We start from the raw sequence: 24,153 nt of genomic DNA on the forward strand, positions 1-24,153 counted from the left end.
CTGGCTGCATGCGAGCGCGTCAGCCGGGCCTGCCCCCTTCAGGCCTCAGCCCACCTCACTGGCGGCTCACCGTGTACCCGGTCGGAGCCTTGAACACGTCTGCGGGTATTTCCTCGATCTTCACGGACTTGATCGTGACGATGCCCAGGTACTTCGGGCCCACCGTGCTGGTTTTCAGGATCAGGCCTTCCAGTTCCTTCGGAGTCTCAGGCGCGCCACTGGCCGGCTTGATTGTCGCCATCTCGGCCTTGATCTTGTCATAGTCGGGGTAGGACTTGGCCACCCAGAAGGTGGATGTCATCTCCCCCATCTCCATTTTCACAATGTTGCATTCGTATCCGTCCACCTTCTCGGTCATGCCCGTCGCCGTGTACTTGGGGGTGGGCACGTTCGGGAGCTTCGGGGCCGCCTCGCCCTTCGGCTGGCTGATCACCGACACCATCTTGGCCGGGTGGATGATGGTCATCACCTCCCCCGCCTTCGTGTCCGCGATCGTGGAAAGCTCCTCACTGATATCCGTGCGGATCATCCCGTTCTGAATGCGCATCGTCGTCTGGCTCGGCGCCTCCGAGCCCTCCATGGTCTGTTCCATGATCAGTCCGGCCTGCGTGGCGGCAGGAGTCAGCAGGGCGGCGGTGCTCAGGGCGAGGCCGAAGAGAGGGGAAAGGAACTTGTGGGTGTGAGTCATGCTGGATGCATTTGAGTTTGGCGGAGATTGTGACGAAAAACCTGATCTGATATTGCCCGAGTGATTGATGCAATCGACAAAAAGTTTGCACGTCAAGAGCAGGATGAGGTAGCGTGTGCAGCTACTTCACCAGTTGTGATGAAAAAACTACTATTCAGTCTGCTGCTGCTTCATCTGACAGTCGTTCCTTCTCAGGCCCGGCTGGGCGAAACGAAGGCTGAATGCGAGAAGCGCTACGGAACGCCGACCGAATCCGACCGCGAAAATGGCACGTTCACTTATTTGAAAAACGGAGTGACGATCATCGCTAGGTTCAGGGAGGACAAGTGTGTCTCCATCACCTATCGCAACTCGGCGAGACCTTCAGCTGGATCGGCCACGCCATTCACCAACATCGAAATTGGCATCCTGAGAGCTGCCAATGAAGGCGGGCAAGTTTGGGAGCTTGTGCCTCCTGGTGCACCAGAATCCGTCTGGGAAACGACGACCCCTCCCGAAAAAGTCGCACGTCTGAGCTCCAACCACTCCGCACTCAACTTTACCACCAAGGCAGAGGAGCTGCGGTTAAAAACAGAGAAGGCCGAGAAGGAGAAGGATCGCCTGAAGGATTTTTGACGGGCGAGGAACCGGCGCCCTTACAAACTGGATCGCAGGGCTGTCCGCAGTGTTGGTGATGTGTTGCCAACATCAGTTTTCCCGGGGAACTCATACCGCGCCCGAGTTCCGTCTTCCCACAGGCAATCAAGTTTGCGTTCGGCAGTGAACTTCGCCTGCAGTAGTTTGGCGACGTTGAGGTCGTCCAGCTTCGCTTCATCCGTCAATGGCCAGCCCCGAGCGGAGGGGGATGCCGCGAAGCGCCAGTACTCGGGTTGTCCGCCGGGGCCGATCACCACGAACTCTGCGGATTGGTGATCCGACCTTCCTGTGAGAAAACGCCAGGGACCTTGAGCGAGGACGTCATCTTTGCCGGTAAGAGCGACGACTCGCCGACTTCCCGGATGCAGGATCAACCTGGCCACGGTGCCCCCGTTCTTCGGAGCACGGACAATGCGGACGTCCGTGGTGCCGAGGGGGAGGGAGTCGATGTAGGGATAGGCGTTGATGCCCGATGTCCTGAGTTGCTCGACGGTCAAGGGAATCGGACCCCAGTTCTGCACATGATGGGGGATCAGCTCACCGTTGGAGGTGATCAACGGGACCTCTGCGCCAGCAGGGGAGGCTTGGTCCAATACCTCGAACCGATCTGGTGGCTGGCCTCCATGCTCGTTCCCTTTGATTCGAGAGAATCTCCGGATGCCCGTGAACCGAGTTTCCCAAGGTTCGTAGGTGGAGGAGTAGCCCACGGCAATGCCATGGGACGTGGAGTATAAGGGGGAGGTGGTAAAAGGGGTGCAGGCGGTTTGGCGCCAGCCTTCCTGAATTTTCGTGAAACACTCGTAGTAGAGCGTTCCTCGTTCGTCGTGGCGCAGGAGGGCGACCTGGCGATCCGTCGCAAAGCCGACAGAAGGCGTTTGCCACGTCGTCATGAGATCCATGCTGGAACTGCGTTGGAGCACTTCAGGGTGGCCGCCATCGGGAAGCCAGACCAGCGATTCCTGGGGCTCTCCAGGTTGAGTGGGGGCGTTGATGATGTAAATCAAGCCATTGTTCAGCCGACAGTACTTGGAGACTTTCAGATCATAGCCAGGAGACGGTAGTGCGGGTTTCGTTCCATCCAGGGGCAAGCCAAGATGAGTCACGTCGATCGCCGAACCGCCCGGCTCCCGTGAGGCTTTCAAGGTGTGAGGTTCCTCCTCGCTCACCGTTACCAACAGCGGGGGCTGCGAAGAGGAATAGGTTAGCTCCAGTTCCCCCGGCGACTTGATAGTGATCTTGCGATCCCTGGCGTGTGTGACCTGATGCAGCAAGGCAGATCGGATGACGACGTAAGTTGGAGTGGCGGCACCGGGCTTCCACGCAAGGAGGAGGTGATGCGAGTGCTCTTGCTCCAGCAGGGCCAGAACCTGATCGCCTACGCGGTTTACGGTGATGAGGTGGCCAGGGAGTGGGCTCGCATCGTTCCCGCTGTATCGCGGTGGATTGTCCCAAAGCCGGATCGTTTTGCCCTCAGGGGAATGATAGATGAGTTCGCCCCGAAAGCCGCCGAAGTGCTCCCTTGCACTCAGAACTACCTTTCCGCCGCCAGGGAGGGGCATCTCGGTGGAGCGTGTGCCAGAGTCGTTCGCAGATGGGGCGGTGGTTGGAGAGGGAGTGGAAGCGGGCAGCGAGGAGGGCTCTGCCGCAGCGGCGACGTGAAGAGATGGACTGGCCAGGACGCAGGCACAGCCAACCAGGGAGAGAAGGGATTTAGGGGGCATGCCGTGGAGAAAAAGCATGCCAGTGCTGTGAAGCGATTGCCAGCGCGAAATGCAGTGGGGCGGGAGGATCGGTGATGCAGGGTGAGAGCGACGGTTTGTGGAACTCGCTTCGGAGTTCCCAGCTTCTTGGCAAGCGCACCCAGGGTGGCGACCGCTTCGCGGTCTGACCTTGGGCTTGGTTGTGTGACGCCGTTGGCGTCGGGGTGGCGGGGGGGGGTGGGAGACGAGGGGCGCGTGCACGAGACGGTTGAAGACCCACCTGACTCACGAGAGCGCATGTTCAGTAAGAGGAGCGAGGGGATTCTTGTCCCGGTCCCGGTCTCGACCAAACGTCCCGTGAAGACTCCTCGTTTACTCAGCGTCCAAACCTCCCTGCAACCTCTGTAGGGCGACCGCCCCGGTTGCCTCAGTCAGGGGTGGCGCGCGGCAAGCGGAGCGCTTGCCCTACAGGGCGTCTGGGGCGGCGTTGAACTACCAATGGCCCTTGGATGTTCTGTTCCTGACCTCGCCTCCAACTACCCTGGGTTGTAGGGCGACCGCTTCGGTTGCCGCAGTCAGGGGCAGCGCTCGGCAAGCGGAGCGCTTGCCCTACAGGGCGTCTGATGCGGCGTTGAACGACCAATGGCCCTTGGATGTGCTGCTCCTGACCTCGCCTCCAAACACCCTGGGTTGTAGGGCGACCGCCCCGGTTGCCTCAGTCAGGGGCAGCGCTCGGCAAGCGGGGCGCTTGCCCTACAGGGCGCCAGGGGGGAGTTGAACGACCAATGGCCCTTGGATGTGCTGCTCCTGACCACGCATCCAACTACCCTGGGTTGTAGGGCGACCGCCTCGGTTGCCGAATCAGGGGTGGCGCGCGGCAAGCGGAGCGCTTGCCCTACAGGGCGTCTGGGTGGCGTTGAACGACCAATGGCCCTTGGATGTTCTGTTCCTGACCTCGCCTCCAACCACCTTGGGTTGTAGGGCGACCGCCTCGGTTGCCGAATCAGGGGTGGCGCGCGGCAAGCGGAGCGCTTGCCCTACAGGGCGTCTGGGTGGCGTTGAACGACCAATGGCCCTTGGATGTGCTGCTCCTGACCTCGCCTCCAACCACCTTGGGTTGTAGGGCGACCGCTTCGGTTGCCGAATCAGGGGTGGCGCGCGGCAAGCGGAGCGCTTGCCCTACAGGGCGTCTGGGGCGGCGTTGAACGACCAATGGCCCTTGGATGTGCTGCTCCTGACCTCGCATCCAACTACCCTGGGTTGTAGGGCGACCGCTTCGGTTGCCGAATCAGGGGTGGCGCGCGGCAAGCGGAGCGCTTGCCCTACAGGGCGTCTGGGGTGGCGTTGAACGACCAATGGCCCTTGGATGTGCTGCTCCTGACCTCGCATCCAATTGCCCCGGGGTTGTAGGGCGACCGCCTCGGTTGCCTCGGTCAGGGGTCGCTTGTGGCAAGCGGGGCGCTTGCCCTACAGGGTGCTGGGCGATGGGGACGCGGCGTCGAAGCAGCGCGCCAGTCGCTCCGCTTTCCCTCGGCGGTTGTGGGTGCTGGCACCGACCGCCGCGCCTTGCTCTGACCCTGCCGCACGGCGGCCGGGGTTCGTGATTCCTCTGAGAAAATCTCGAGCGATCACGTTTCATCCTTGCTCATCCGGTCATTGCACGGGTGTGGACATCGATCTGCCTTTGTCATGTCATGAACGCCTGCACCCGCTTCCTCCAGCACCGCCTGTTCCCGTTGGTCCAGGTTTTCGCCATCACGACCGTCGTGTTCCTGCCGCTCTCCGCCCACGCCTGGGGGGAGCCGCATCTGGCCATCACGAAGGCGGCCACGGAGGTGCTGCCGGACTGGCAGAAAGAACTGCTGGGCCCCGAGATGGAAATGCTGGCGGGCAAGTACTGCCTGATCCCCGATGAGGTGTACACGGACAAGGAGAATGCCAGGTACGCGGCGATGCCGGAGACGCGGCCGGGGGAGGTGTACCTGCTCAACCTGCATCTGCCGGATGCCTCCCAGGCGGTGAATCTGGACGCGCTGCGTTATTTCATGGGCCGGGCGGTGGCGGCGCTCAAGGCGGGGCAGACGACCGATGCGGCCAAGTACCTGGGCACGATCTGCCACCAGCTGGAGGACTACGGCAGCCCGTCGCATACGGTTCCGGGTGATAACATGTTCACCCTGCTCACCCAGTTCCTGCCGCCGCCTGACGACATGAAGGGCCTGCCCATGCACGGTCCCATCGAAAACGGGACGCTGGACGTGAAGATCCCCGGCTACAAACCGCAACTGCTGGGCCTGAGTGTGGAGGAGGCCTCATGGCGTCTGCTGCACCGCATCCACGAAGGCATCCTCAATGCCCGGCAGACCACCCTCCCCATCCTGCAGGCGCTCTATGCGAAAGACCCGGAGACGGTGAAGACCTGGCAGATGAAGGCGGCGGTGGTGGATGCGCAGGTCACGGCGGATGCGCTCTACACCGTGCTCTGCCTGGCCCAGGAGCGTGGCGAGCCCGCGGAGCTGACGGCATTGCGCGATGTGGACATCGCGGGCTTCTTTCCCATCGAGGCCGTGAACCTCTACTACCCCCAATCGCAGTTCGCCGGCTCACCGAACTGGGGCTGTGCCCGCAGCGGGTTCCTCATGGAGAAAGGCACCCGTCCCGTTCCCCTGAAGCTGGCTGCCCCTGCTGCCACACGCGACAACGCACCCGCAGAGACCCGCGAACTCACCCGCGGCATCAGCGTGGTGATGGGCAAGACCCTGACCTTCCCTCTGCCCAAGAATGTCTATGGCCGCTTCACCGTGCTGGCCGGGTTGCACCCTGAACTGGGGGCCAGGGGGCGCGTCGAATTCACGGTGCTGGGCGATGGCAAACCGCTCGGCAGTGTCACCGTCAACGGCACGGATCCCGCGCAGCTCATGACCTGTGACCTCACCGGTATTTCCTCGCTACAGCTCCTCGCGAAGGGGCGGGGGCTTGATCCCAAGGCGAACTACGCCATCTGGGGAGAGCCGAGGGTCGGTAAGAGGTAAATGGTAAGAGGTGAGCGGTGAATGGTAAGCGGAAAGCAACGAGCCAGGGCGAATATGTTGGCCTGACGCACTGACGCACTGACCTGCCGACGCACTGGTTTACTGAGCTCCGTTCTTCCGTGCTTGTTCGAGGTTCCGGACGCGTTCCATGAGCTCGGGGAGCTGGCGGCCGGCGACCATGCGGCGGCGTTCTTCCATGACGGGGGTGGCGGGGAAGCCCATGTAGGTTCCTGAACCGGGGGGGAGGTCCTTGGTCACGACCGTGCGGGCGGCGAGTGTGCACTGGGAACCGATGCTGACATGACCGGCGACACCGGACTGTGCAGCGATGACGACGTAGTCGCCCACCCGGGAACTGCCGGCGATGCCGCAGCCGGCGATAATGATGCAATGCTTGCCCACCACCACGTTGTGGGCGATCTGCACCTGGTTGTCGATCTTGGTGCCTTCTCCGATCCAGGTGCGGCCGAAGCGGGCGCGGTCCACGGTGGAGCTGGCACCGATCTCCACGTCATCGTCGAGCTGGACGATGCCGGACTGGCGCACCTTCCGGTGGCGGCCATCCTTGAACACATAGCCAAAGCCATCGGCCCCAATCACGGAGCTGGAGTGGAGGACGACGCGGTCACCGAGCTGGCAGCCTTCATGCACCGTGGAGTTGGCGTGCATGCGGCAGTCTTCGCCCATGGAGACACCCCGGCCGACAAAACAGCCGGCACCTACCTCGGAGCCGTCGCCGATGTGGACACCGTCTTCAATCACCGCGTTTGGGCCGATCTTTATCTTGTCCAGGTTCGTGTCCACGCAATTGCCCACCACAGCAGAGGCATGAACGCCGGGGGTGAAGGGTTCGGGCTGGAGGCCGAAGCGCTCCGTGACGGTCTCAAAGGCCACGGAGGGATTCTGAACGCCCAGACAAACCACATTTTCCGGAAACACGGTCCAGTCCATGGGCATGAGGACGGCGGTGGCCTGGGTCTGTTCCAACAGGCGGCGGTACCGCATGTCGCTAAAGAAACTCAGGTCTCCGGGGCCGGCTTCTTTCAGTGAGGCAAAGCCTGAAATGAGCGTGCTAATGCTACCGGACAACAGCTGTGCCGGAAGAAGAGCCATGAGTTCCGACACGGGGATGTACATCGCCCCTTTTCGCATAGTCGCCGCCATATGATAGGGATTTGACAGTAAAAGTGTATCAGGGGTTCATCTTGAGGAGTGAGAAACGGGTTGCGCATTCCTGCACAGGGCGGAAGGAACAGGGAGCCCACGGGGGTTTTGCGCCTGTGCGGACGCAGCCTGCCCTTCCCAGTGGATGAGAAGAGATGGCCATGCGGTCATCGCCAGGGTGATGATCCGGCTTTTCCGTTCTGCCTGTCTGATGCAACGCTTCCTCTGCCCCTGCGGCAACACCTTGTTCTTCGACAGCACGTCGTGTCTGGCCTGCCGTCGCCCGGTGGCCTGTGATCCGGTCCGGAAGGCCTTTGTGGTGCTGGAGTCTGCCGGTGCCGCTCCTGCGCGGCTGTGCGCCAACGGTGTACGATATGGGGTGTGCAACTGGCTGGCCCTGCCCGGGCAGCAGGGGGGCTTGTGCCTCTCCTGCCGGATGGACCGGATGATCCCCAATCTGGGGGACCCCCGCAATGTGATGCTGTGGGGCAAGGTGGAGGCGGCCAAGCGACGGTTGATCTTTGAGTTGATCGGTCTGGGTATTCCCATGACGCCAGGCGGGCGCAACGTCATTGACGGGCTGACCTTCCGCATCGTCAGCACCCGGCTGGACTCAGGCGTGACGATGGGGCACTTGAACGGATTGATCACGGTGAATCTGGAGGAGGCGGACGACACCTACCGGCAGATCAACCGCCAGACCCTGGGCGAAGAGAGCCGCACCCTTTTGGGGCATTTCCGTCATGAGAGCGGTCACTTTGTGTGGCAGCAGTGGTTTGATGCCCTGCCCTGGAATCACGCGCACCGGCTGGCGTTCAGGGAGTGTTTTGGGGATGAGCGCCAGGACTACAGCTGGGCGCTCTATCACCACTATGCGGTGGGGAACGCCTGCTCCCCGGACAACTTCATCAGCGCCTATGCCTCCTGTCACCCATGGGAGGACTGGGCGGAGACCTGGGCGCACTATCTGCAGATGATGGACGGCCTGCAGACCTTTCACAGTCTGGGGCTGGACCTGTCCCAGCTGACGCTGACCTGTGACCAGTTCGAGCCCACAACGGTGGCGCTGCCCGGGGTGCTCGGCGGCCGGAAGCTGGATGATGCAGGATTCCTCCTGAACCTGTCCGCGTGGCTGCAGGTGGCGGCGGTGCTCAATGAGCTGTCTGCCAGCGCAGGACAGCCGATGCTCTATCCCTTTGTGATTGACGGGGGTGTGGCCCGCAAGCTCCGGCTCATCCACTATTTTGTGCAAACGTGCCGCCAGGGGACGGGACCATGATGAGAATCAGGCCCCGGCGAAGATCATGAGGTTGAGCTGATTCCGGCCTTGCGGGCATATTAATCAAAACTAATGCTATCTTTCGCCCGGAAGAGGACGATGCTGCGGCAGCTAGAACAGCTGTCCAATCAAAGGCATGGTAGGTCACCCTGATGAACGTTGTGTTCGTGAGTGATTTGAAACCCGGCAACTCGGGAACAGTCCAAGACGCAAGCAGAGGGTCCGAGCACCAATACTATGAACACCAAAATGTACGTCGGCAACCTGCCATGGACTGCTACTGAAGATGACGTCCGCAGCCTTTTCTCCGCCCACGGTGAAGTTCGAGAAGTCAACATGCCCACCGACCGCACCTCCGGGCGCCCGCGTGGTTTCGCGTTTGTCACCATGGACTCCGCCGATGCCATGCAGGGGGCCATCCGCGCTCTGGGCGGCAAGGAATGGATGCAGCGCAAGCTTGAAGTCTCTGAGGCGCGTCCGCGTACGGACCGCCCTGAGGGCCAGTTCAGCAACAGCGGCAGCGGCGGCGGTCGCTGGTAAGTCCAGTGTGATGGCGGGGAAAGCCTTCCCCCCCATTTGCTTGAGAGGGTGTCATCTCGCATGACCCCTCTTTTATTATTTCACGGACGCTTCCCGCCTCGTGGGATTTGTCGTCTGTAGTGGGATCGAACCCCAAGGGGTGCCTCCCCCAGTGCACCAAACTGGAGGCCGCCAGAGGCCCGAGTCCATCATGAAACATTTCCGCATCTGGTTCATTTGCGGGCGGGTCTGTCTGCACGACGCTGACAGTTATGCGGAGGCCGGAGGTTGCGTGACCTTCTACCGCGGGGCGCAACGCACCCCCAGTGCCTGCCATGTGATGGCGATCATTGACCGGATAGAGGAATCAGAGTCCGGCTCTCCTTTTCCTGTGTCTCCGTGTCCCGTCGTGGAGGGGCACATGAGGCCGCCAGTGTAGCGCGCGTGGCAAGCGGGGCGCTTGCCCTACAGGGCGTCAGGGGCGGGTTGGGTGTGCGAAGGTCTTTGGGGGTTCTGTTTTCGGCCGCGGATCCAGCGATCTTGGGTTGTAGGGTTGCCGAATCAGGGGTGGCGCGTGGCAAGCGGGGCGCTTGCCCTACAGGGCGTCTGGGGCGGCGTTGGGTGTGCGAAGGTCTTTGGGGGCTCTGTTTTCGGCCGCGGATCCAGCCATCTTGGGTTGTAGGGCGACCGCCTCGGTTGCCGAATCAGGGGTGGCGCGTGGCAAGCGGGGCGCTTGCCCTACAGGGTGTCAGGGGTGGGTTGGGTGAGCGAAGGTCTTTGGGGGTTCTGTTTTCGGCCGCGGATTCAACCACCCTGGGTCTGTAGGGCGACCGCCTCGGTTGCCGAATCAGGGGCAGCGCGTGGCAAGCGGAGCGCTTGCCCTACAGGGTGTCCGGGGTGGGTTGGGTGAGCGAAGGTCTTTGGATGTTCTGCTCCTGACCTCGCATCCAACTACCTTGGGTTGTAGGGCGACCGCCTCGGTTGCCGAATCAGGGGTGGCGCGTGGCAAGCGGGGCGCTTGCCCTACAGGGCGTCAGGGAAGGCGAAGCTTGCAGACGCTTCAGCGAGTGCCTCCTCACGTGGACAACTACAGGGGCGCTGGGTGGTGGGGGATCAAACACCAGTGGGTGGGAGGAGAGGCGCGAGCCATCAGGCTGGGTGCGGATACAGAAGGTGTTTGAGAATTCCTTCTGCCGTGAGGACAACAAGGCCGGTCGTAGTTGTCGACGTGAGGAGGCACTGACTTCCCGGTATGCGATGTTTTCCCGGGGAGTGCTGCCAACTGCCCAAGGGTGGCTTTATGGCCGCAAGGCGCAGTCGTGCCTCCCCCTTCATCCAATACCGAGCTAAAGCTCTGCACTCCATTGAACTGTCGCTGCGCCGCGGCCTCGCTACTTTTGTCCCGGCGTCTGACATCCTGCTTGCCAGAAAACCACGCACGGGAGTATTTTGATTTTGTCCATTCCTCTCCATCCATGCAGATGGATTAGCATTGGACGGGAGAGCCACCCATGAAGTTCATGTCTTCTCTTCGGAGCCTGCCTTCTTGTCACCCGCGTCGCGGGGATGTGGATCATCCCCGGCCCATCGGCGGCGCTGGGGGTGAAGCCTGAAGCCTGAGGCACGCGGCCTGTGGAATGCGAGGCTCGTACATACGGTAGCAATTTCTTTTCTCATCCGGTCATGGCCACCCTCCGCTTGCTCGCTCCCCTCTCCGGCCAGATCTGGCCCATCGAACGCATCCCTGACCCTGTGTTTGCCCAGAAGATGGTCGGCGATGGCATCTCGATCGATCCGGTGGATGCGGTGTTGATGGCGCCCTGCGATGGGGAGGTGATGACGTTGCACGCTGCGGGGCATGCGGTGACGCTGCGCACCGCGGAGGGCGCAGAAGTGCTCATGCACATCGGCATCGATACCGTGGCGCTCAAGGGCCAGGGCTTCACGGCGAAGGTCAAGGTGGGAGACCGGGTGCAGACCGGGACGCCGCTCATCGAGTTCGATCTCGACTTCATCGCCACCCATGCCCGGAGCGTGCTCACGCAGGTGGTGATCGCCAACAGCGACCGGGTGGAGCGATGGGAAAAGGCCTCCGGCAGCGTGGTGGCGGGCCGGGACCTCTTGTTGACTCTAGAACTCCATGCGGCTGCTGAAGGTGGGGAGGGGAGTGATGCCGCGCCAGTCACCTCAGAGGCCATCCTCATTCCCAATGCCAGCGGGCTGCATGCCCGCCCTGCGGCGGTGATTGCCAACGTGGCCAAGAGTTTCCACGGCACAGCGATCAGGCTGCAGGTGGGCGACCGCCAGGCCAATGCCCGCAGCGTGACCTCCATCATGGCGCTGGAGGTGGCACGTGGGGACAAGGTGCATGTCATCGCCAGTGGGGAGAAGGCTGATGCCGCGGTGGCGAGGTTGTCTGAAGTGCTGGCCCAGGGCAGCGGTGATGAGAGCTCTGCACCGGCACCCGCACCGGCATCGGTTTCCGCCTCCGCACCGGCCGAGGCTTCGCGGAGGAAGTCAGAAGATCCCGATGTGCTGCTGGGCGTGACGGCCTCGCCAGGCCTGGCGGTGGGAGAGGTCTTCCAGGTGAAACACACCGAGATCGCGGTCGCCGAGGAAGGAGACGGGGTGGACGATGAACGCCGCCATCTGAGCGCTGCGATCGAGACCGCCAAAGGGCAGCTTGGTGCCATCCGCGCCCAGCTCCATGCGAAGTCGGACGCGGCCAAGGCGGCCATCTTTGCCGCGCACGAGGAGCTGGTGTCAGACCCGGATCTGCTGGAGATCGCGGAGTCTGCGATCTCCAAGGGCAAGAGCGCGGCCTTTGCCTGGCGGGCGGCGGTGAACACGCATGCGAACCGCCTGGCCGCGCTGCGCAATGAACTGCTGGCCCAGCGGGCCAATGATGTGCGCGATGTGGGACGGCGGGTGCTGGCGCTGCTGACCGGGGCGGAGCTGCCCCGGTTGGAGTATCCGCAGAATGCCATCCTCATTGCCGAAGATCTCACGCCTTCCGATACAGCCTCGCTGGATCGCACGCGCGTCATGGGCTTCTGCACCGTGCGCGGCGGTGCCACATCCCACGTGGCCATTCTCGCCCGCTCCCTGGGGCTGCCTGCCCTGGCGGGCACAGAGCCTGCGGTGCTGGACGTGCCCAATGGCACCGCCGCCATCCTGGATGCGGGCAAGGGCACCCTGCGCCTGCATCCCGGGGCGGAGGAAATAACGCGCATCCGTGCCGCGCAGGATCGTGCAGAGCTCAAGCGTGAGGAGGATCAGGCTCACGCGCATGAGCCGGCCATCACGCAGGATGGCCACCGCATCGAGGTGGCGGCCAATATCGGCGGGCTCAAGGACGCGAAGAAGATCGCCGGTCTGGGCGGTGAAGGGGTGGGGCTGCTGCGCTCGGAGTTCCTCTTCATGGAGCGCGCCGATGCTCCCACGGAGGACCAGCAGTACGAGTCCTACCGTGCCATCATCGAGGCGGTGGGCACAGATGGCCCCGTGATCATCCGGACACTGGATGTGGGCGGGGACAAGCCGCTCTCCTATCTGCCCATCCCCAAGGAGGACAACCCCTTCCTGGGTGAGCGGGGCGTGCGCGTGGGGCTGGACCGCCCGGAACTGCTGCGCACTCAGCTCCGCGCCATCCTGCGGGCCGCACCGGCGGGGAAGAGGGTGAGCGTGATGTTCCCCATGATCGCCACCCTGGGCGAACTGCGTGAGGTGAAGGCTATCATGGCGGAGGAGGCGGAGCGTCTGGGCCTGCCCACCATCCCCACCGGCATCATGGTGGAGGTGCCGGCGGCTGCGGTCATGGCCGCGCAGTTTGCCAGGGAGGCTGACTTCTTCTCCATCGGCACCAATGACCTTACGCAATACACCCTGGCCATGGACCGGGGCCATCCCAAGCTGGCGCCCAAGGTTGACGGCTTGAACCCCGCGGTGCTTCAGCTCATTGCCCTCACCGTGCAGGGGGCGCATGGGGAAGACCGGTTCGTGGGCATCTGCGGTGGCCTCGCCAGCGATCCTCACGCCGTGCCTATCCTCATCGGTCTGGGCGTGGATGAACTGAGCGTGAGCCTGCCATCGATCCCCGCCGTCAAGGCGCAGATCCGCTCACTGAATCTGGAGGAGTGCCGCGTGCTTGCGCAAAAGGCGCTCGCAGCGGGCTCTCCCGAGGAGGTGCGTGCGCTGGTGGGCGATCCTGACGAACGTCCAGCACCGCCCCGGGGGGCGAATCCCTCTGCCGCTCCTCTGGCGTGTGAACCCACCCTAGCCGTCCACTGACATGCCCTCGTTCAAAAACGCCTTTTCCCTGCTGCAGAAGATCGGCAAGTGCATGATGCTGCCGGTCTCTGTGCTCCCCGTGGCTGGCATCCTGCTGGGAGTGGGCAGCGCGAACTTCTCGTGGCTGCCGGAGATCGTCTCCCAGATCATGGCGTCTTCGGGGAACGCGATCTTTGCCAATCTGCCGCTGCTGTTTGCCATCGGGGTGGCCATCGGCCTTACAGACAACGATGGGGTGTCTGCCCTGGCGGGCACGGTGGGGTTTGTCGTCTTCCTCGCCGCCATGGGCATCTGCGCGAAGCTGCGCGGCATTGAGGTCACGCCCATCATGGGCATTCCCTCCATCGAGACCGGGGTCTTTGGCGGCATCATCGTCGGGCTCATCGCAGCGGCGGTGTTCAACCGCTTTTACAAGATCCAGCTCCCCAGTTATCTCGGCTTCTTTGCGGGGAAGCGCTCAGTGCCCATCATCACGGCCTTTGCCGTCATCATCGCGGGTGCCGTGCTCAGCTTCATCTGGCCGCCCATCGGCGGGGCCATCAAGGCGTTTTCCAACTGGGCCGTGCATGGCCAGCCTGCTCTGGCGTTCACGATTTATGGCGTGGTGGAGCGGGCGCTCATCCCCTTTGGCCTGCATCATGTGTGGAACGTGCCCTTCTTCTTCCAGGCAGGTGATTTCCACGATCCTGCCTCCGGTCAGGTCGTGCATGGGGAGATCGCCCGCTTTATTTCCGGGGATCCCACGGCGGGCAACATGACCGGGGGCTATCTTTTCAAGATGTGGGGCCTGCCTGCCGCCGCCATCGCCATGTGGCGCTCTGCCCGACCGGAAAACCGGGCCAAGGTGGGCGGCATCATGATCTCCGGCGCGCTCACCGCCTTCCTCACCGGCATCACCGAGCCCATCGAGTTTGCCTTCCTCTTCGTTGCCCCGGTGCTGTATGGCATTCACGCGGTGCTGGCCGGGCTGGCCTACTGCCTCTGCGTGCTGCTGGGCATCAAGCACGGCTTTACCTTCTCTCACGGGCTCATTGACTACGTGGTGTTGTTTCCCAAGTCCCATGGTGCCCTTTGGCTCTTTGTCCTGGGGCCGGTCTGGGCAGTCCTGTACTACAGCGTGTTCACGTATGCGATCCGGAAGTTCAACCTCATGACCCCGGGGCGGGAGGTGGAGGACGAGTCGGTCAAAGCCGCCCGGGACACCGGGGCAGACAGCTTTGCCCTGCAGCTCGTGCGCGCCTTGGGCGGGCGTTCCAACATCGTGAACCTGGATGCCTGCATCACCCGCCTGCGCGTGCAGGTGGCAGATGTGCAGAAGGCGAACGCTGAGACACTCAAAGCCCTGGGCGCCGCTGGCGTGTTGGTGGTGGGTGACGGCGTGCAGGCGATCTTCGGCACCCGCAGTGAAAACCTGAAGACGGAAATTCAAGAGTACCTCAAGTCCGCGGGATCTGAGGCGGATGAAGTGGAGCCAGCGCCACCGGTGCAGCCCGCTACAGCCCCCACCGGCCCACAGCCCGAAGGGTGCGATCCGGACGCGGCCCGCAAAGCCAGCGCCTACATCGCCGCGCTCGGCGGCAAGGCCAACATCGAGCGTGTGGAGGCATGCGCCGAGACCCGCCTGCGCCTCGTGGTGCAGGATGAAGGCCGCATCAACGAGCCCGCCCTGCTCAAAGAGGGCATCGGTGCCGTGATCAGGCTCCCCGGCCGCACGTTGCACCTTCTCGCGGGGTTGAACGCGGAGCAGTATGCGGTCGAGATGCGAGGGCAGACAGAGGGGTAAGAGACAGAAGACTGGAAGACAGAAGACAGAAGACAGAAGACCTGAGTTGACGCGCGGGAGGGGATTGTCCAAGGAGCGAGTCCCACGTCCCACCTTTCGACCCCGGATTCTACCTGGGTCTGTAGGGCGACCGCTCCGGTTGCCTCAGTCAGGGGTGGCGCGTGGCAAGCGGAGCGCTTGCCCTACAGGGCGTCTGGGGCGGCGTTGGGTGTGCGAAGGTCTTTGGGGGCTCTGTTTTCGGCCGCGGATCCAGCCACCCTGGGTTGTAGGGCGACTGCTTCGGTTGCCTCATCAGGGGTGGCGCGTGGCAAGCGGGGCGCTTGCCCTACAGGGCGTCTGGGGCGGCGTTGGGTGTGCGAAGGTCTTTGGGGGCTCTGTTTTCGGCCGCGGATCCAGCCACCCTGGGTTGTAGGGCGACTGCTTCGGTTGCCGAATCAGGGGTGGGGCGTGGCAAGCGGGGCGCTTGCCCTACAGGGCGTCTGGGGCGGCGTTGGGTGTGCGAAGGTCTTTGGGGGCTCTGTTTTCGGCCGCGGATCCAGCCACCCTGGGTTGTAGGGCGACTGCTTCGGTTGCCTCATCAGGGGTGGCGCGCGGCAAGCGGGGCGCTTGCCCTACAGGGTGTCTGGGGTGAGTTGGGTGTGCGAAGGTCTTTGGGTGCTCTGTTTTCGGCCGCGGATCCAGCGATCTTGGGTTGTAGGGCGACCGCATCGGTTGCCTCAGTCAGGGGTGGCGCGTGGCAAGCGGGGCGCTTGCCCTACAGGGCGTCTGGGGCGGCGTTGGGTGTGCGAAGGTCTTTGGGGGTTCTGTTTTCGGCCGCGGATCCAGCCACCCTGGGTTGTAGGGCGACTGCTTCGGTTGCCTCATGAGGGGTGGCGCGCGGCAAGCGGAGCGCTTGCCCTACAGGGCGTCTGGGGGGAGTCGAACGACCAATGGCCCTTGGATGTTCTGTTCCTGACCTCGCCTCCAACCACCCTGGGTTGTAGGGCGACTGCTTCGGTTGCCTCATCAGGGGTGGCGCGTGGCAAGCGGGGCGCTTGCCCTACAGGGCGTCTGGGGTGGGGTGGGTGAGCGAAGGTCTTTGGGTGTTCTGTTTTCGGCCGCGGATCCAGCCACCCTGGGTTGTAGGGCGACTGCTTCGGTTGCCTCATCAGGGGTGGCGCGTGGCAAGCGGAGCGCTTGCCCTACAGGGCGTCAGGGGCGGGTTGGGTGTACGAAGGTCTTTGGGTGCTCTGTTTTCGGCCGCGGATCCAGCCACCCTGGGTTGTAGGGCGACTGCTTCGGTTGCCTCATCAGGGGTGGCGCGTGGCAAGCGGAGCGCTTGCCCTACAGGGTGTCTGGGGTGAGTTGGGTGTGCGAAGGTCTTTGGGGGTTCTGTTCCTGACCTCGCCTCCAGCCATCTTGGGTTGTAGGGCGACCGCTTCGGTTGCCTCATCAGGGGTGCACCTTTCACTCTCAACTTTTCACTGCTTCCCGCCTCTCCCGCGGCACATCCATCATCGCAAACCGGCTGGCCATGAGCCTCGCGAACGGGCCTTGCAACAACACGCCGCCCAGAATCACATCCCGCAGCCAGGAGGCGGAGCCCCCTGTCCAGGTCCCCAGCCACATGCCTTGGGCGGCGCGATTCGCAGCGATCCGGGCGGCGCGCCTGCGTTCTTGTTCATAGCGCTCCAGCTTCTCCGCAGGGTCTCCTGCGCCCCGGACCATCTCGGGCAACAGTTCCGCGAGCATCTCGGCATCGGCAAAGCCCACATTCATGCCCTGGCCGCCGATGGGGCTCATGGCGTGGGCGGCATCTCCGCAGAGGATGACCCGCCCGCGATAGAGCGAGGCGCAGTCCAGCCGCTGGGGGTTGAAGGTGCTGTGGTTCAGCTGGCTGGCCGCGTCCAGCACGAGGCCTGCGCGTTGCTGCACGATCCGGCTGATGAATCCCCGCGGGATCACCAGCATGGGGCCGGGCGTCTGCACGATCCAGCGCCGGATGCCACCGGGTAGAGGAAATGACTCTACCGCTCCGTCCGGGGTGAAGAACAAATGCGCCTGCTCCGCCATGCCGCTGCGGTCAATGAAGTCGCCCATCACAAAATGGCAGCCGTACCGCCTCTCCCGCACGGGAATCTGCAAGTGCTGCCGGATGGGGCTGCGCCAGCCGTCACAGGCGATCACAAAACGCGCGGTCATTTTCGGACCAGATTCCATGAACCCCAGTGTCACCTGTCCGCCCGCCGACTCCACCTGTGCCACCTCCCGGCCGCGGAGCAGGGCCACGTTGGGCGTCAGGCGCAGATGCTGCTCCAGGAGTGAAAGTGTTTGCTGCTGGGGCAGGGAGAGAATGTACGGGTGGGCACCAGGAAGTTCACGGAAAGAACAAGTGCCGATCTGGCCGGAAACCCCGTGCACGTGCACATCCTGAATCTTCACGCCCCGCACCACAAACGCGTCCGACAGCCCGAGCGAGCCCAGGATCTCCAGGGAGGGCGGGGTGATGCCGATGGCGCGGGAATGAGAGGGCGGGGCGAGGTTCTTTTCCAGCACCGCCACCTTGAGGCCGGTGGAGCCCAGCAGATTGGCCAGCAGCAGCCCCACCGGACCGGCTCCCACGATGGCCACATCGCAGTCTGGGGCGGGAGAGGGCGGATTCATGCCACGGCAATCACTGCCACGGGCGCGGGAGTGGCTTCCGCCGTCTCTCCCGTCGCAGGGGTGGCGGCTCTGTTGACTGGGAGTGTGCAGCCGCAGCGTTCCAGCACCGCCGTCTCCACGGTGAGACCGGGACCGAAGGCCATGGCGCAGGTGAGGGCTGCCGGGGTGTCGGCAGAGTCGAGCAACTCCTTCAATACAAACAGCACGGTGGCGCTGCTCATGTTGCCAAAGTCACGCAGGATCTGCCGCGATGCCCGCAGGGCGGTCGCGGGCAGGTGGAGCGCCTCCTCCACCTTGTCCAGGATGGCCCGCCCGCCCGGGTGCACGGCCCATGAGTCTATTTCCTCGATCTTGAGCCCGTTGCGCTGGAGGATCCCCTCCATCAGGGCCCGCACGCGGGCGCCCAGAATCTCCGGCACATAGCTGCTGAGCACGATGTTGAACCCTTCGTTGCCGATGTCCCACGCCATGTCCGCCTCCCCGTCCGTGACCAGGGCGGAGGCAAAGGATTGCAGACGGTACGCCGGGATCTCCGGCGGAGGTTTCCTTGAACTGACCACCACGGCGGCGGCCCCGTCGGCGAAGAGGGAGTTGGCCAGAATGCTGTCCGGCTGGTCATTGATCTGCAGGTGGAGCGAGCACAGCTCCAGACACACCACCAGCACGACCGCCCGGGGATTGGCCTCGCAGAACTGTCCCGCCATGCGCAGGGCGGGGAAGGCGGCGTAACAACCCATGAAACCCAACGTGTAGCGTTCCACCCCGGGGTTCAGCCCCAGTTCACGGATGATGTGGTAGTCTGGTCCCGGGTTCGTAAAGCCGGTGCAACTGGCAAAGATGATGTGGGTGACGTCTGCGACGCTGAATCCCTCTGCCCCGTTCAGGGCCTGGCGGGCCACTTGCACGGCCAGCGTTCGGGCCTCCCGGCTGTAGCACGCGTTGCGTGCGGCGGTGCCGGTCGGCAGCACGGTGGTGCCGTCAGCGGAGCTGGCTGTCTGGTAGAGGGCGGGGCCAGATGCACCGTCTGGCTCAAAGTCCCCCAGCACACTGGCGCGGGTCTCGATGCCGGAGCGGTTGTACACATTGTGGATGAGCCGCCGGGTGCGGAGGTCCCGCGTCCATGACTTGATCCTGTCGCGGATGTCGCTCTGCCTGTACGTGTGCCCCGGCACCTGGGTGCTGATGTGGTGGATGTAGGCAGGCATTCGTCTGGGGGAGGCAGGTCAGGCAGGCTCGGCCGACACTTACAGATACGCAGCCGCCATGCCTTTCCCGTGGCCGAATTTTGGCCAGGGGTCTATGTTCGCGAAGAATTGACCACCGAGGCAGAGAGAACGCAGAGACTGAAACTGAGGTTTAGACAGAATTAACGGAATTAACAGAATGAGATTCCAACTGCGGTTTTCGGGTGATCAGACGTTGTCTGGAAGCTGAACCCTAATTCCGTTAATTTTGTTAATTCTGTCTAAAAAAATCAGTCTCTGTGTTCTCTGTGCCTCCGTGGTTAAACCCATCCCTCCCTCCAAGATTTAAGGCTGCGCTCCAGAAGCACCGCGGATGAACTTGGCCAGGTCTGCCTTCTGCTTCACCAGATCGGGCAGGTTCAGGTACATCATGTGACCGGACTGGTATTCATCCATCACCAGGTTTTTGGCGATGTCCGGGGCGACATCCAGGTGGGTGAAGGTGTACTTCGCCGCGAAGTAGGGCGTGGCCAGATCTGTGTAGCCCTGGGAGACGTGCACCTTCAGGAAGGGGTTCTTGGTCATGCTCTTGGCCAGGGTCTCAGACACGTTCACGAAGTCGTTTTCCGCGCCCCAGTTCCACGGCTGTACGCTGCCGGTGAGGATCTCGTACGGTTTGTCTTCCTCGAACTTGAGCTCGGTGCGGATGTAGTGGTTGAACGTGGACGCATAGGCGCTGAACACAGCGTCTGCGCTGGGGTCACCCTCCGTCGTTTCCGTCAGGCGGTCACGTACATGACCGGTGTAGCGGCTGTCGAACCGGCCGATCTGGAGGTCCTTGTCGCGCAGCAGCTCCACACCGAAACGTTGCAGGGAGGGGCGGAGGTCGGCGCGGTCCAGGTACTCGACCGTGAGGCCGGTGAAGCTGGCCAGTTGCTTGAGCACCGCCTGGCGGGTGGCCGGGGGCAGGGCGCTGCCTTGCATGAGGGCATGATTGTAGTCGCCCATGGCAAAGGCCTCTGCCTGCTTCAGCACCTCTGTCAGCGGCAGCTTCTGGAGCTCGGCGGAGAGCTTCTTGTGGTGCCATGCCGTCGCGGTGAAGCTCGGGAGATAGAGGACGTGGGGCAGGTCATTGCCCGGGCCACCCCAGATGGTCTGGAAATTCAGCACCGTGCTCACCAGCATGATGCCGTTGAGATTCATGAGGTGCTTGCTGCCCAGCTCACCGCTCAAGGCGGCCGCCCGGGTGGTGCCATAGCTCTCGCCGATGAGGAACTTGGGCGAGGCCCACCGGGTGTTCTTGGTGACATACAGCCGGATGAACTCGGCCACGCTCGCGGTGTCCTCTTTCACGCCGTAGAAGCGCTTGGCCTCATCCAGCTTTGTGGCCCGGCTGTAGCCCGTGCCCACGGGGTCGATGAAGACGAGGTCGGTTTCATCGAGCAGGGAATACTCGTTGTCCACCAGCTGGTAGGGCGGGGGCAGGGCGGAGCCGTCTTCCTTGAGCTTCACGCGACGCGGTCCCAGCAGGCCCAGGTGCATCCAGACGGAGGAAGATCCCGGCCCGCCGTTGAAGGAGAACGTCACCGGCCGCTTCGTGACATCGGCCACCCCGTCCTTCGTGTAGGCCATGAAGAAGATCTCCGCCGTGGTTTTGCCCTCGGCGTCCTTCAGCGGCATCATGCCTGCGGTGGCGGTGTAGGACACGGCCGTGCCATTGATGACCACGCTGTGCTGGCTCTGCACCTGGCGGGGTGTTTCCTTCTCCTTGTCAGCGGCCTTTTCCGGCTCCTTGGCTTTCTCCTTCTCCTTTTCTTTGTCGTTGCCGTTCGGTTTGGCCTGCCCGGGTGCGGCTGCGGGCGGGGTGCCACCAGGCGGGGGAGAGGGCGATTCCGCGAAAATCGGGGAGGCGGAGGTGGCGGCCATCAGGGCCAGCGAGAGAGCGGCGGTGCGGCGGCACCAGTCGGGGAGGGGAGTCAAAGGCTTGAGCATGATGGGAGGGTGAAGATGGGAAAAACAATGCGAACCAGCTGTCCCGCGGGACAGACCTCTTTGCAGAGGATGCGTCGCGGTGGCCAACTGGGACTGCAATGCTGCCGGATGGCCCGGGAATCACCTGGACCGGCCGGGTGTTGCAAGTGGACCCCAACGCGACATTTGGGACAGGGCGGGGTGGTGTCGCGTTCAATGATGCTGACCCCAAACTGCTCAAGATGAGCTCCATTTGAGGGGGGCTGCGTTGGCACGGTGCTGGCTTTCACGCGTGACGGGGGTGCATGCGCCATGCCTCCCTTCCTTCATCCGCTCACCCGTTCCATCCATGCCCACTGTTGACGCAAACCCCTACCCCTGGCCCTACAACGAAGACCTCCGCCCGGAAAACACCGTCATCCTGGTGATCGACATGCAAACGGACTTCTGCGGCCCGGGAGGCTATGTGGACTCCATGGGCTACGACCTCAGCCTCACGCGGGCTCCGATAGAGCCCATCAAGAACCTGCTGGAGGTGGCCCGGGCGAAGGGCTACCACATCATGCACACCCGCGAAGGGCATCGGCCGGACCTGGCAGACCTGCCGCCCAACAAACGCTGGCGCAGTCAGCGCATCGGCGCGGGCATCGGCGACACCGGCCCCTGCGGTCGCATCCTCATCCGGGGTGAGGCGGGCTGGGACATCATCCCTGAACTGTACCCTCTGCCCGGAGAGCCGATCATAGAAAAGCCCGGCAAGGGCAGCTTCTACGCCACCGATCTGGACCTCCTCCTGGCCCGGCGGAACATCCAGAACATCGTGCTCTGCGGCATCACCACCGATGTGTGCGTGCACACCACCATGCGGGATGCCAACGACCGCGGCTACGAGTGCCTCATCCTCTCTGACTGCACCGGTGCCACCGACCACGGCAACCATCTCGCGGCATTGAAAATGGTGACCATGCAGGGGGGCGTTTTTGGGGCGGTTTCGGATTCCAAAGCGCTGATCGCGGTGATGTAGGTCAGGGGTTGGGAGGGCGCGGTTGTGTCATGAACCCAGGGGGACCTCCGGGCCTCACCCCGCTGCATCCATGCCGGGGTCTGCCTGCGATGTGTGGGGGAAGAGGAGAAACGGGCCGCTGCGGCCCCAGGTCCACCCATGAGCCGTCGTGCCAGCCCACCGCCCAAGCCCGCCCCCCGCGGCACCAACCGCCATTTTCTCCGGGGACTGGCCCGGGCGTTTGCCGGGGCGATCGTGTTTGGCCTGCCCCTGCTCATGACCATGGAGATGTGGTGGCTGGGCTTTCACGCGGATCGCGGGCGCATGGCGCTGCTCCTCATCCTCTCCTTCCCGCTGCTGGTCGGGCTGTCTCACTTTTCAGGGTTCGAGCCCACTTTCGGCTGGGTGGATGATGTGGTGGACGCCTTTGTGGCCTGCGCCGTGGGCTTTGTCTCCAGCGCGGTGATCCTGCTGCTCTTTGGTCTCATTGAGGCCGGCATGGCGGCCAGCGAGGTGTTCGGGAAGATCGGGCTTCAGATGCTGCCCGCCAGCATCGGTGCCCTGCTGGCGGCACGACAATTCTCCACCCGGGAGGAACGGGACGCGGATCAAAAGCGGTTCAGGAAATACCGCGGCGAGCTCTTTCTCATGATGGTGGGGGCCATCTTCCTGGCGCTGAGCATGGCGCCAACGGATGAGATGATGGTCATCGCCTACATGATGACCCCGGCCCATGTGCTGGGGCTGGTCGCCCTGTCCCTGGTGGTCATGCACGCGTTCGTGCATGCGGTGGAGTCCTCCGGCAAGGCGTATGTGCCTGAGGGCACGCCTTTCTGGAGCGTGTTCCTGCGCATCACCATCCCCGGGTATGTCATCGCCTTGCTCATCAGCGCGGTCATTTTGTGGGCGTTTGAGCGCACGGACTCCTGTGCTCCCACCACGCTGATGGGCAGCGTCATCGTGCTGGGCTTCCCCGCCGCCATCGGGGCGGGTGCAGCGCGGCTCATCATCTGAACGGGGGTGCCTTGCCCCCTCGCTCTCTCCCGTCCTTCGGTTCCCGAATCCCCATCCATGAGTGCCAAAGCTTTGCCCTCCATCCCTCCTGCTGAATGGATCGTCGCCGGAGCGGGGCTCCTTGTCTTCACCGCCGTCCTGGGGCTGCTGGTTTGGGATGCGGTGGCGGGAGACCAGTCGCCCCCGCGCATCACGGTGCAGGTGGACTCCATCGCCCCCAGCGGGGACGGCTATCTGCTGAAGTTCCGGGCCCGCAACGATGGCGGAGAAACCGCCGCAGAGGTGGTGGTGGAGGCAGAACTGCCCGTGCCGGACGGCGGGACTGAGACGGCCAGTGCGACCCTGGACTTCCTGCCCGCCCACTCGGAAAGGAGGGGCGGCTTCTTTTTCCAAGCCAGGCCGGAGCAGGAGGCGGTGCGCCTGCGGGCGAGTTCGTTCCGTGAACCCTGACGCGGGGCGGCCGTCTTACCCGGCATCAGTCCGCGGCCCGGGTGACGGTGTAGCCTGCGGGGGCCTGGAAGGCGGAGTCTGGGATCTCCTCAAACCGCACGGACTTCACGGTGGTGATGCAGGGGAAGCCTTCGCTCCCGGTGCAGCTTTTCAGGATCATGCCGTCCATCTCCGGAGGCAGGGCGGCCGCATCGCCGGCGGATTTCACGGTGGCCAGCTCGGCCTTGATGCGGTCGTACTCCGGGTAGGACTTGGCCACCCAGAAGGTGGACTTCATGCCCAGCACCTCCATCGTGACCACCGCGCAGTCATAGCCGTTCACCTTCTCGATCAGGCCGGTGGCGGTGTACTTCGGGACCATCGGCGGGGTGGTGGCCTTGGCTGCCGCCGCTTCAGGCTGGCGCATGACGGTCACCTCCCGTGCCGGGTGCATGACGGTCATCACTTCCCGGTCCTTGGTGTTGGCGATCGTGCTCAGCTCCTCGCAGATGTCTGCGCGCACCATGCCGCCCTGGATGCGCATCACCGTCTCATTGCGGGCGTCAGACCCCTCCACCGTCTGCTCCAGCACCAGCCCGGCCCGCACGGGGTCAGGGGTGAGGAGAAACGCGGCGCTGGCCACAGCCATGCCGAGCAGGGGGCGGAGGATTGGGCTCGTCTTCATACTCCATGCATTTGGGTTTCCCGGGGTTTGTGACGGATTACGACTGGCGAGGGATCGCGGTTGGAGAAAAAGAGGGCCTCACCACCTCGTGAGGACGCCCTGGGGTTGCCGCTGGGCGGCAACCCCTCCGCGC

At 63.6% G+C, this 24,153-nt stretch carries 17 protein-coding genes; 10 read left to right on the top strand and 7 right to left on the bottom strand.

The features are described from left to right. Window positions 1-55: 55 nt before the first annotated feature. Complete coding sequence (locus VSP_RS00460; RefSeq protein WP_009957997.1) at window positions 56-688, bottom strand: DUF4412 domain-containing protein; 633 nt, start codon at window positions 686-688, stop codon at window positions 56-58. 60 nt (window positions 689-748) lie between these two features. Here VSP_RS00460 and VSP_RS00465 point away from each other — a divergent pair, with 60 nt between their 5' ends. Continuing rightward, window positions 749-1,303, top strand: coding sequence for a hypothetical protein (locus tag VSP_RS00465; RefSeq protein ID WP_156346545.1), 555 nt, complete (start codon window positions 749-751; stop codon window positions 1,301-1,303). Between the two features lie 20 nt (window positions 1,304-1,323). Here the strand turns inward: VSP_RS00465 and VSP_RS00470 are convergent, their stop codons facing one another. After that, complete coding sequence (locus VSP_RS00470) at window positions 1,324-3,045, bottom strand: hypothetical protein (protein WP_157210660.1); 1,722 nt, start codon at window positions 3,043-3,045, stop codon at window positions 1,324-1,326. A gap of 1,673 nt (window positions 3,046-4,718) precedes the next feature. Here VSP_RS00470 and VSP_RS00485 point away from each other — a divergent pair. Next, window positions 4,719-6,056: an NPCBM/NEW2 domain-containing protein gene (locus VSP_RS00485; RefSeq protein ID WP_009958000.1), complete on the top strand. Its 1,338-nt coding sequence runs from the start codon at window positions 4,719-4,721 to the stop codon at window positions 6,054-6,056. 99 nt (window positions 6,057-6,155) lie between these two features. Here the strand turns inward: VSP_RS00485 and lpxD are convergent, their stop codons facing one another. Next, window positions 6,156-7,220: a UDP-3-O-(3-hydroxymyristoyl)glucosamine N-acyltransferase gene (gene lpxD, locus VSP_RS33175; protein WP_425509787.1), complete on the bottom strand. Its 1,065-nt coding sequence runs from the start codon at window positions 7,218-7,220 to the stop codon at window positions 6,156-6,158. Window positions 7,221-7,431: 211 nt separating this feature from the next. Between lpxD and VSP_RS00495 the strand changes: the two genes are divergently transcribed. The 5 genes from VSP_RS00495 to ptsG all read left to right on the top strand — a co-directional run bounded on the left by VSP_RS00495 (window position 7,432) and on the right by ptsG (window position 15,091). Further along, window positions 7,432-8,499, top strand: a complete 1,068-nt coding sequence (locus tag VSP_RS00495; protein WP_029190067.1) for a zinc-binding metallopeptidase family protein — start codon at window positions 7,432-7,434, stop codon at window positions 8,497-8,499. Window positions 8,500-8,736: 237 nt separating this feature from the next. After that, window positions 8,737-9,039 (top strand): RNA recognition motif domain-containing protein, encoded by a 303-nt coding sequence (locus VSP_RS00500; protein ID WP_009958004.1) that lies wholly within the window; start codon window positions 8,737-8,739, stop codon window positions 9,037-9,039. 190 nt (window positions 9,040-9,229) lie between these two features. Then, a complete protein-coding gene (locus VSP_RS41815) occupies window positions 9,230-9,457 on the top strand; it encodes a hypothetical protein (protein ID WP_156346594.1) in 228 nt (75 codons plus the stop codon). Window positions 9,458-10,701: 1,244 nt separating this feature from the next. Further along, complete coding sequence (gene ptsP, locus VSP_RS33180) at window positions 10,702-13,308, top strand: phosphoenolpyruvate--protein phosphotransferase (protein ID WP_009958008.1); 2,607 nt, start codon at window positions 10,702-10,704, stop codon at window positions 13,306-13,308. 1 nt (window position 13,309) lies between these two features. Beyond that, window positions 13,310-15,091: a PTS glucose transporter subunit IIBC gene (ptsG, locus tag VSP_RS00510; RefSeq protein WP_009958009.1), complete on the top strand. Its 1,782-nt coding sequence runs from the start codon at window positions 13,310-13,312 to the stop codon at window positions 15,089-15,091. Window positions 15,092-16,543: 1,452 nt separating this feature from the next. Here ptsG and VSP_RS33185 read toward each other — a convergent pair. From VSP_RS33185 to VSP_RS00525, 3 genes are all read right to left on the bottom strand, one after another. Continuing rightward, window positions 16,544-17,734: an FAD-dependent oxidoreductase gene (locus tag VSP_RS33185; protein ID WP_009958011.1), complete on the bottom strand. Its 1,191-nt coding sequence runs from the start codon at window positions 17,732-17,734 to the stop codon at window positions 16,544-16,546. Further along, on the bottom strand, window positions 17,731-18,939 hold the full coding sequence (locus VSP_RS33190; protein ID WP_009958012.1) for a type III polyketide synthase: 1,209 nt from the start codon (window positions 18,937-18,939) through the stop codon (window positions 17,731-17,733). The genes VSP_RS33185 and VSP_RS33190 overlap by 4 nt, the downstream gene beginning before the upstream one ends. Before the next feature lie 324 nt (window positions 18,940-19,263). Further along, entirely contained in the window at window positions 19,264-20,910 is a 1,647-nt protein-coding gene (locus tag VSP_RS00525) for a S10 family peptidase (protein ID WP_009958013.1), read from the bottom strand. A 328-nt stretch (window positions 20,911-21,238) separates the two neighbouring features. Here VSP_RS00525 and biuH point away from each other — a divergent pair, with 328 nt between their 5' ends. The 3 genes from biuH to VSP_RS00545 all read left to right on the top strand — a co-directional run bounded on the left by biuH (window position 21,239) and on the right by VSP_RS00545 (window position 23,356). After that, on the top strand, window positions 21,239-21,913 hold the full coding sequence (gene biuH / locus VSP_RS00535; RefSeq protein ID WP_009958015.1) for a biuret amidohydrolase: 675 nt from the start codon (window positions 21,239-21,241) through the stop codon (window positions 21,911-21,913). A gap of 138 nt (window positions 21,914-22,051) precedes the next feature. Continuing rightward, window positions 22,052-22,906: a TIGR02587 family membrane protein gene (locus VSP_RS00540; RefSeq protein ID WP_029190068.1), complete on the top strand. Its 855-nt coding sequence runs from the start codon at window positions 22,052-22,054 to the stop codon at window positions 22,904-22,906. A 57-nt stretch (window positions 22,907-22,963) separates the two neighbouring features. Next, window positions 22,964-23,356: a TIGR02588 family protein gene (locus tag VSP_RS00545; RefSeq protein ID WP_009958017.1), complete on the top strand. Its 393-nt coding sequence runs from the start codon at window positions 22,964-22,966 to the stop codon at window positions 23,354-23,356. A 25-nt stretch (window positions 23,357-23,381) separates the two neighbouring features. On the opposite strand, the gene VSP_RS00550 is transcribed toward VSP_RS00545, so the two are convergent. Continuing rightward, the gene (locus VSP_RS00550; RefSeq protein ID WP_009958018.1) at window positions 23,382-24,020 is read right to left on the bottom strand and encodes a DUF4412 domain-containing protein; all 639 of its coding nucleotides are present in this window, start codon (window positions 24,018-24,020) and stop codon (window positions 23,382-23,384) included. Between the last annotated feature and the right edge of the window lie 133 nt (window positions 24,021-24,153).

This window comes from Verrucomicrobium spinosum DSM 4136 = JCM 18804, from assembly GCF_000172155.1.
GTDB classification, from domain to species: Bacteria; Verrucomicrobiota; Verrucomicrobiia; order Verrucomicrobiales; family Verrucomicrobiaceae; genus Verrucomicrobium; species Verrucomicrobium spinosum.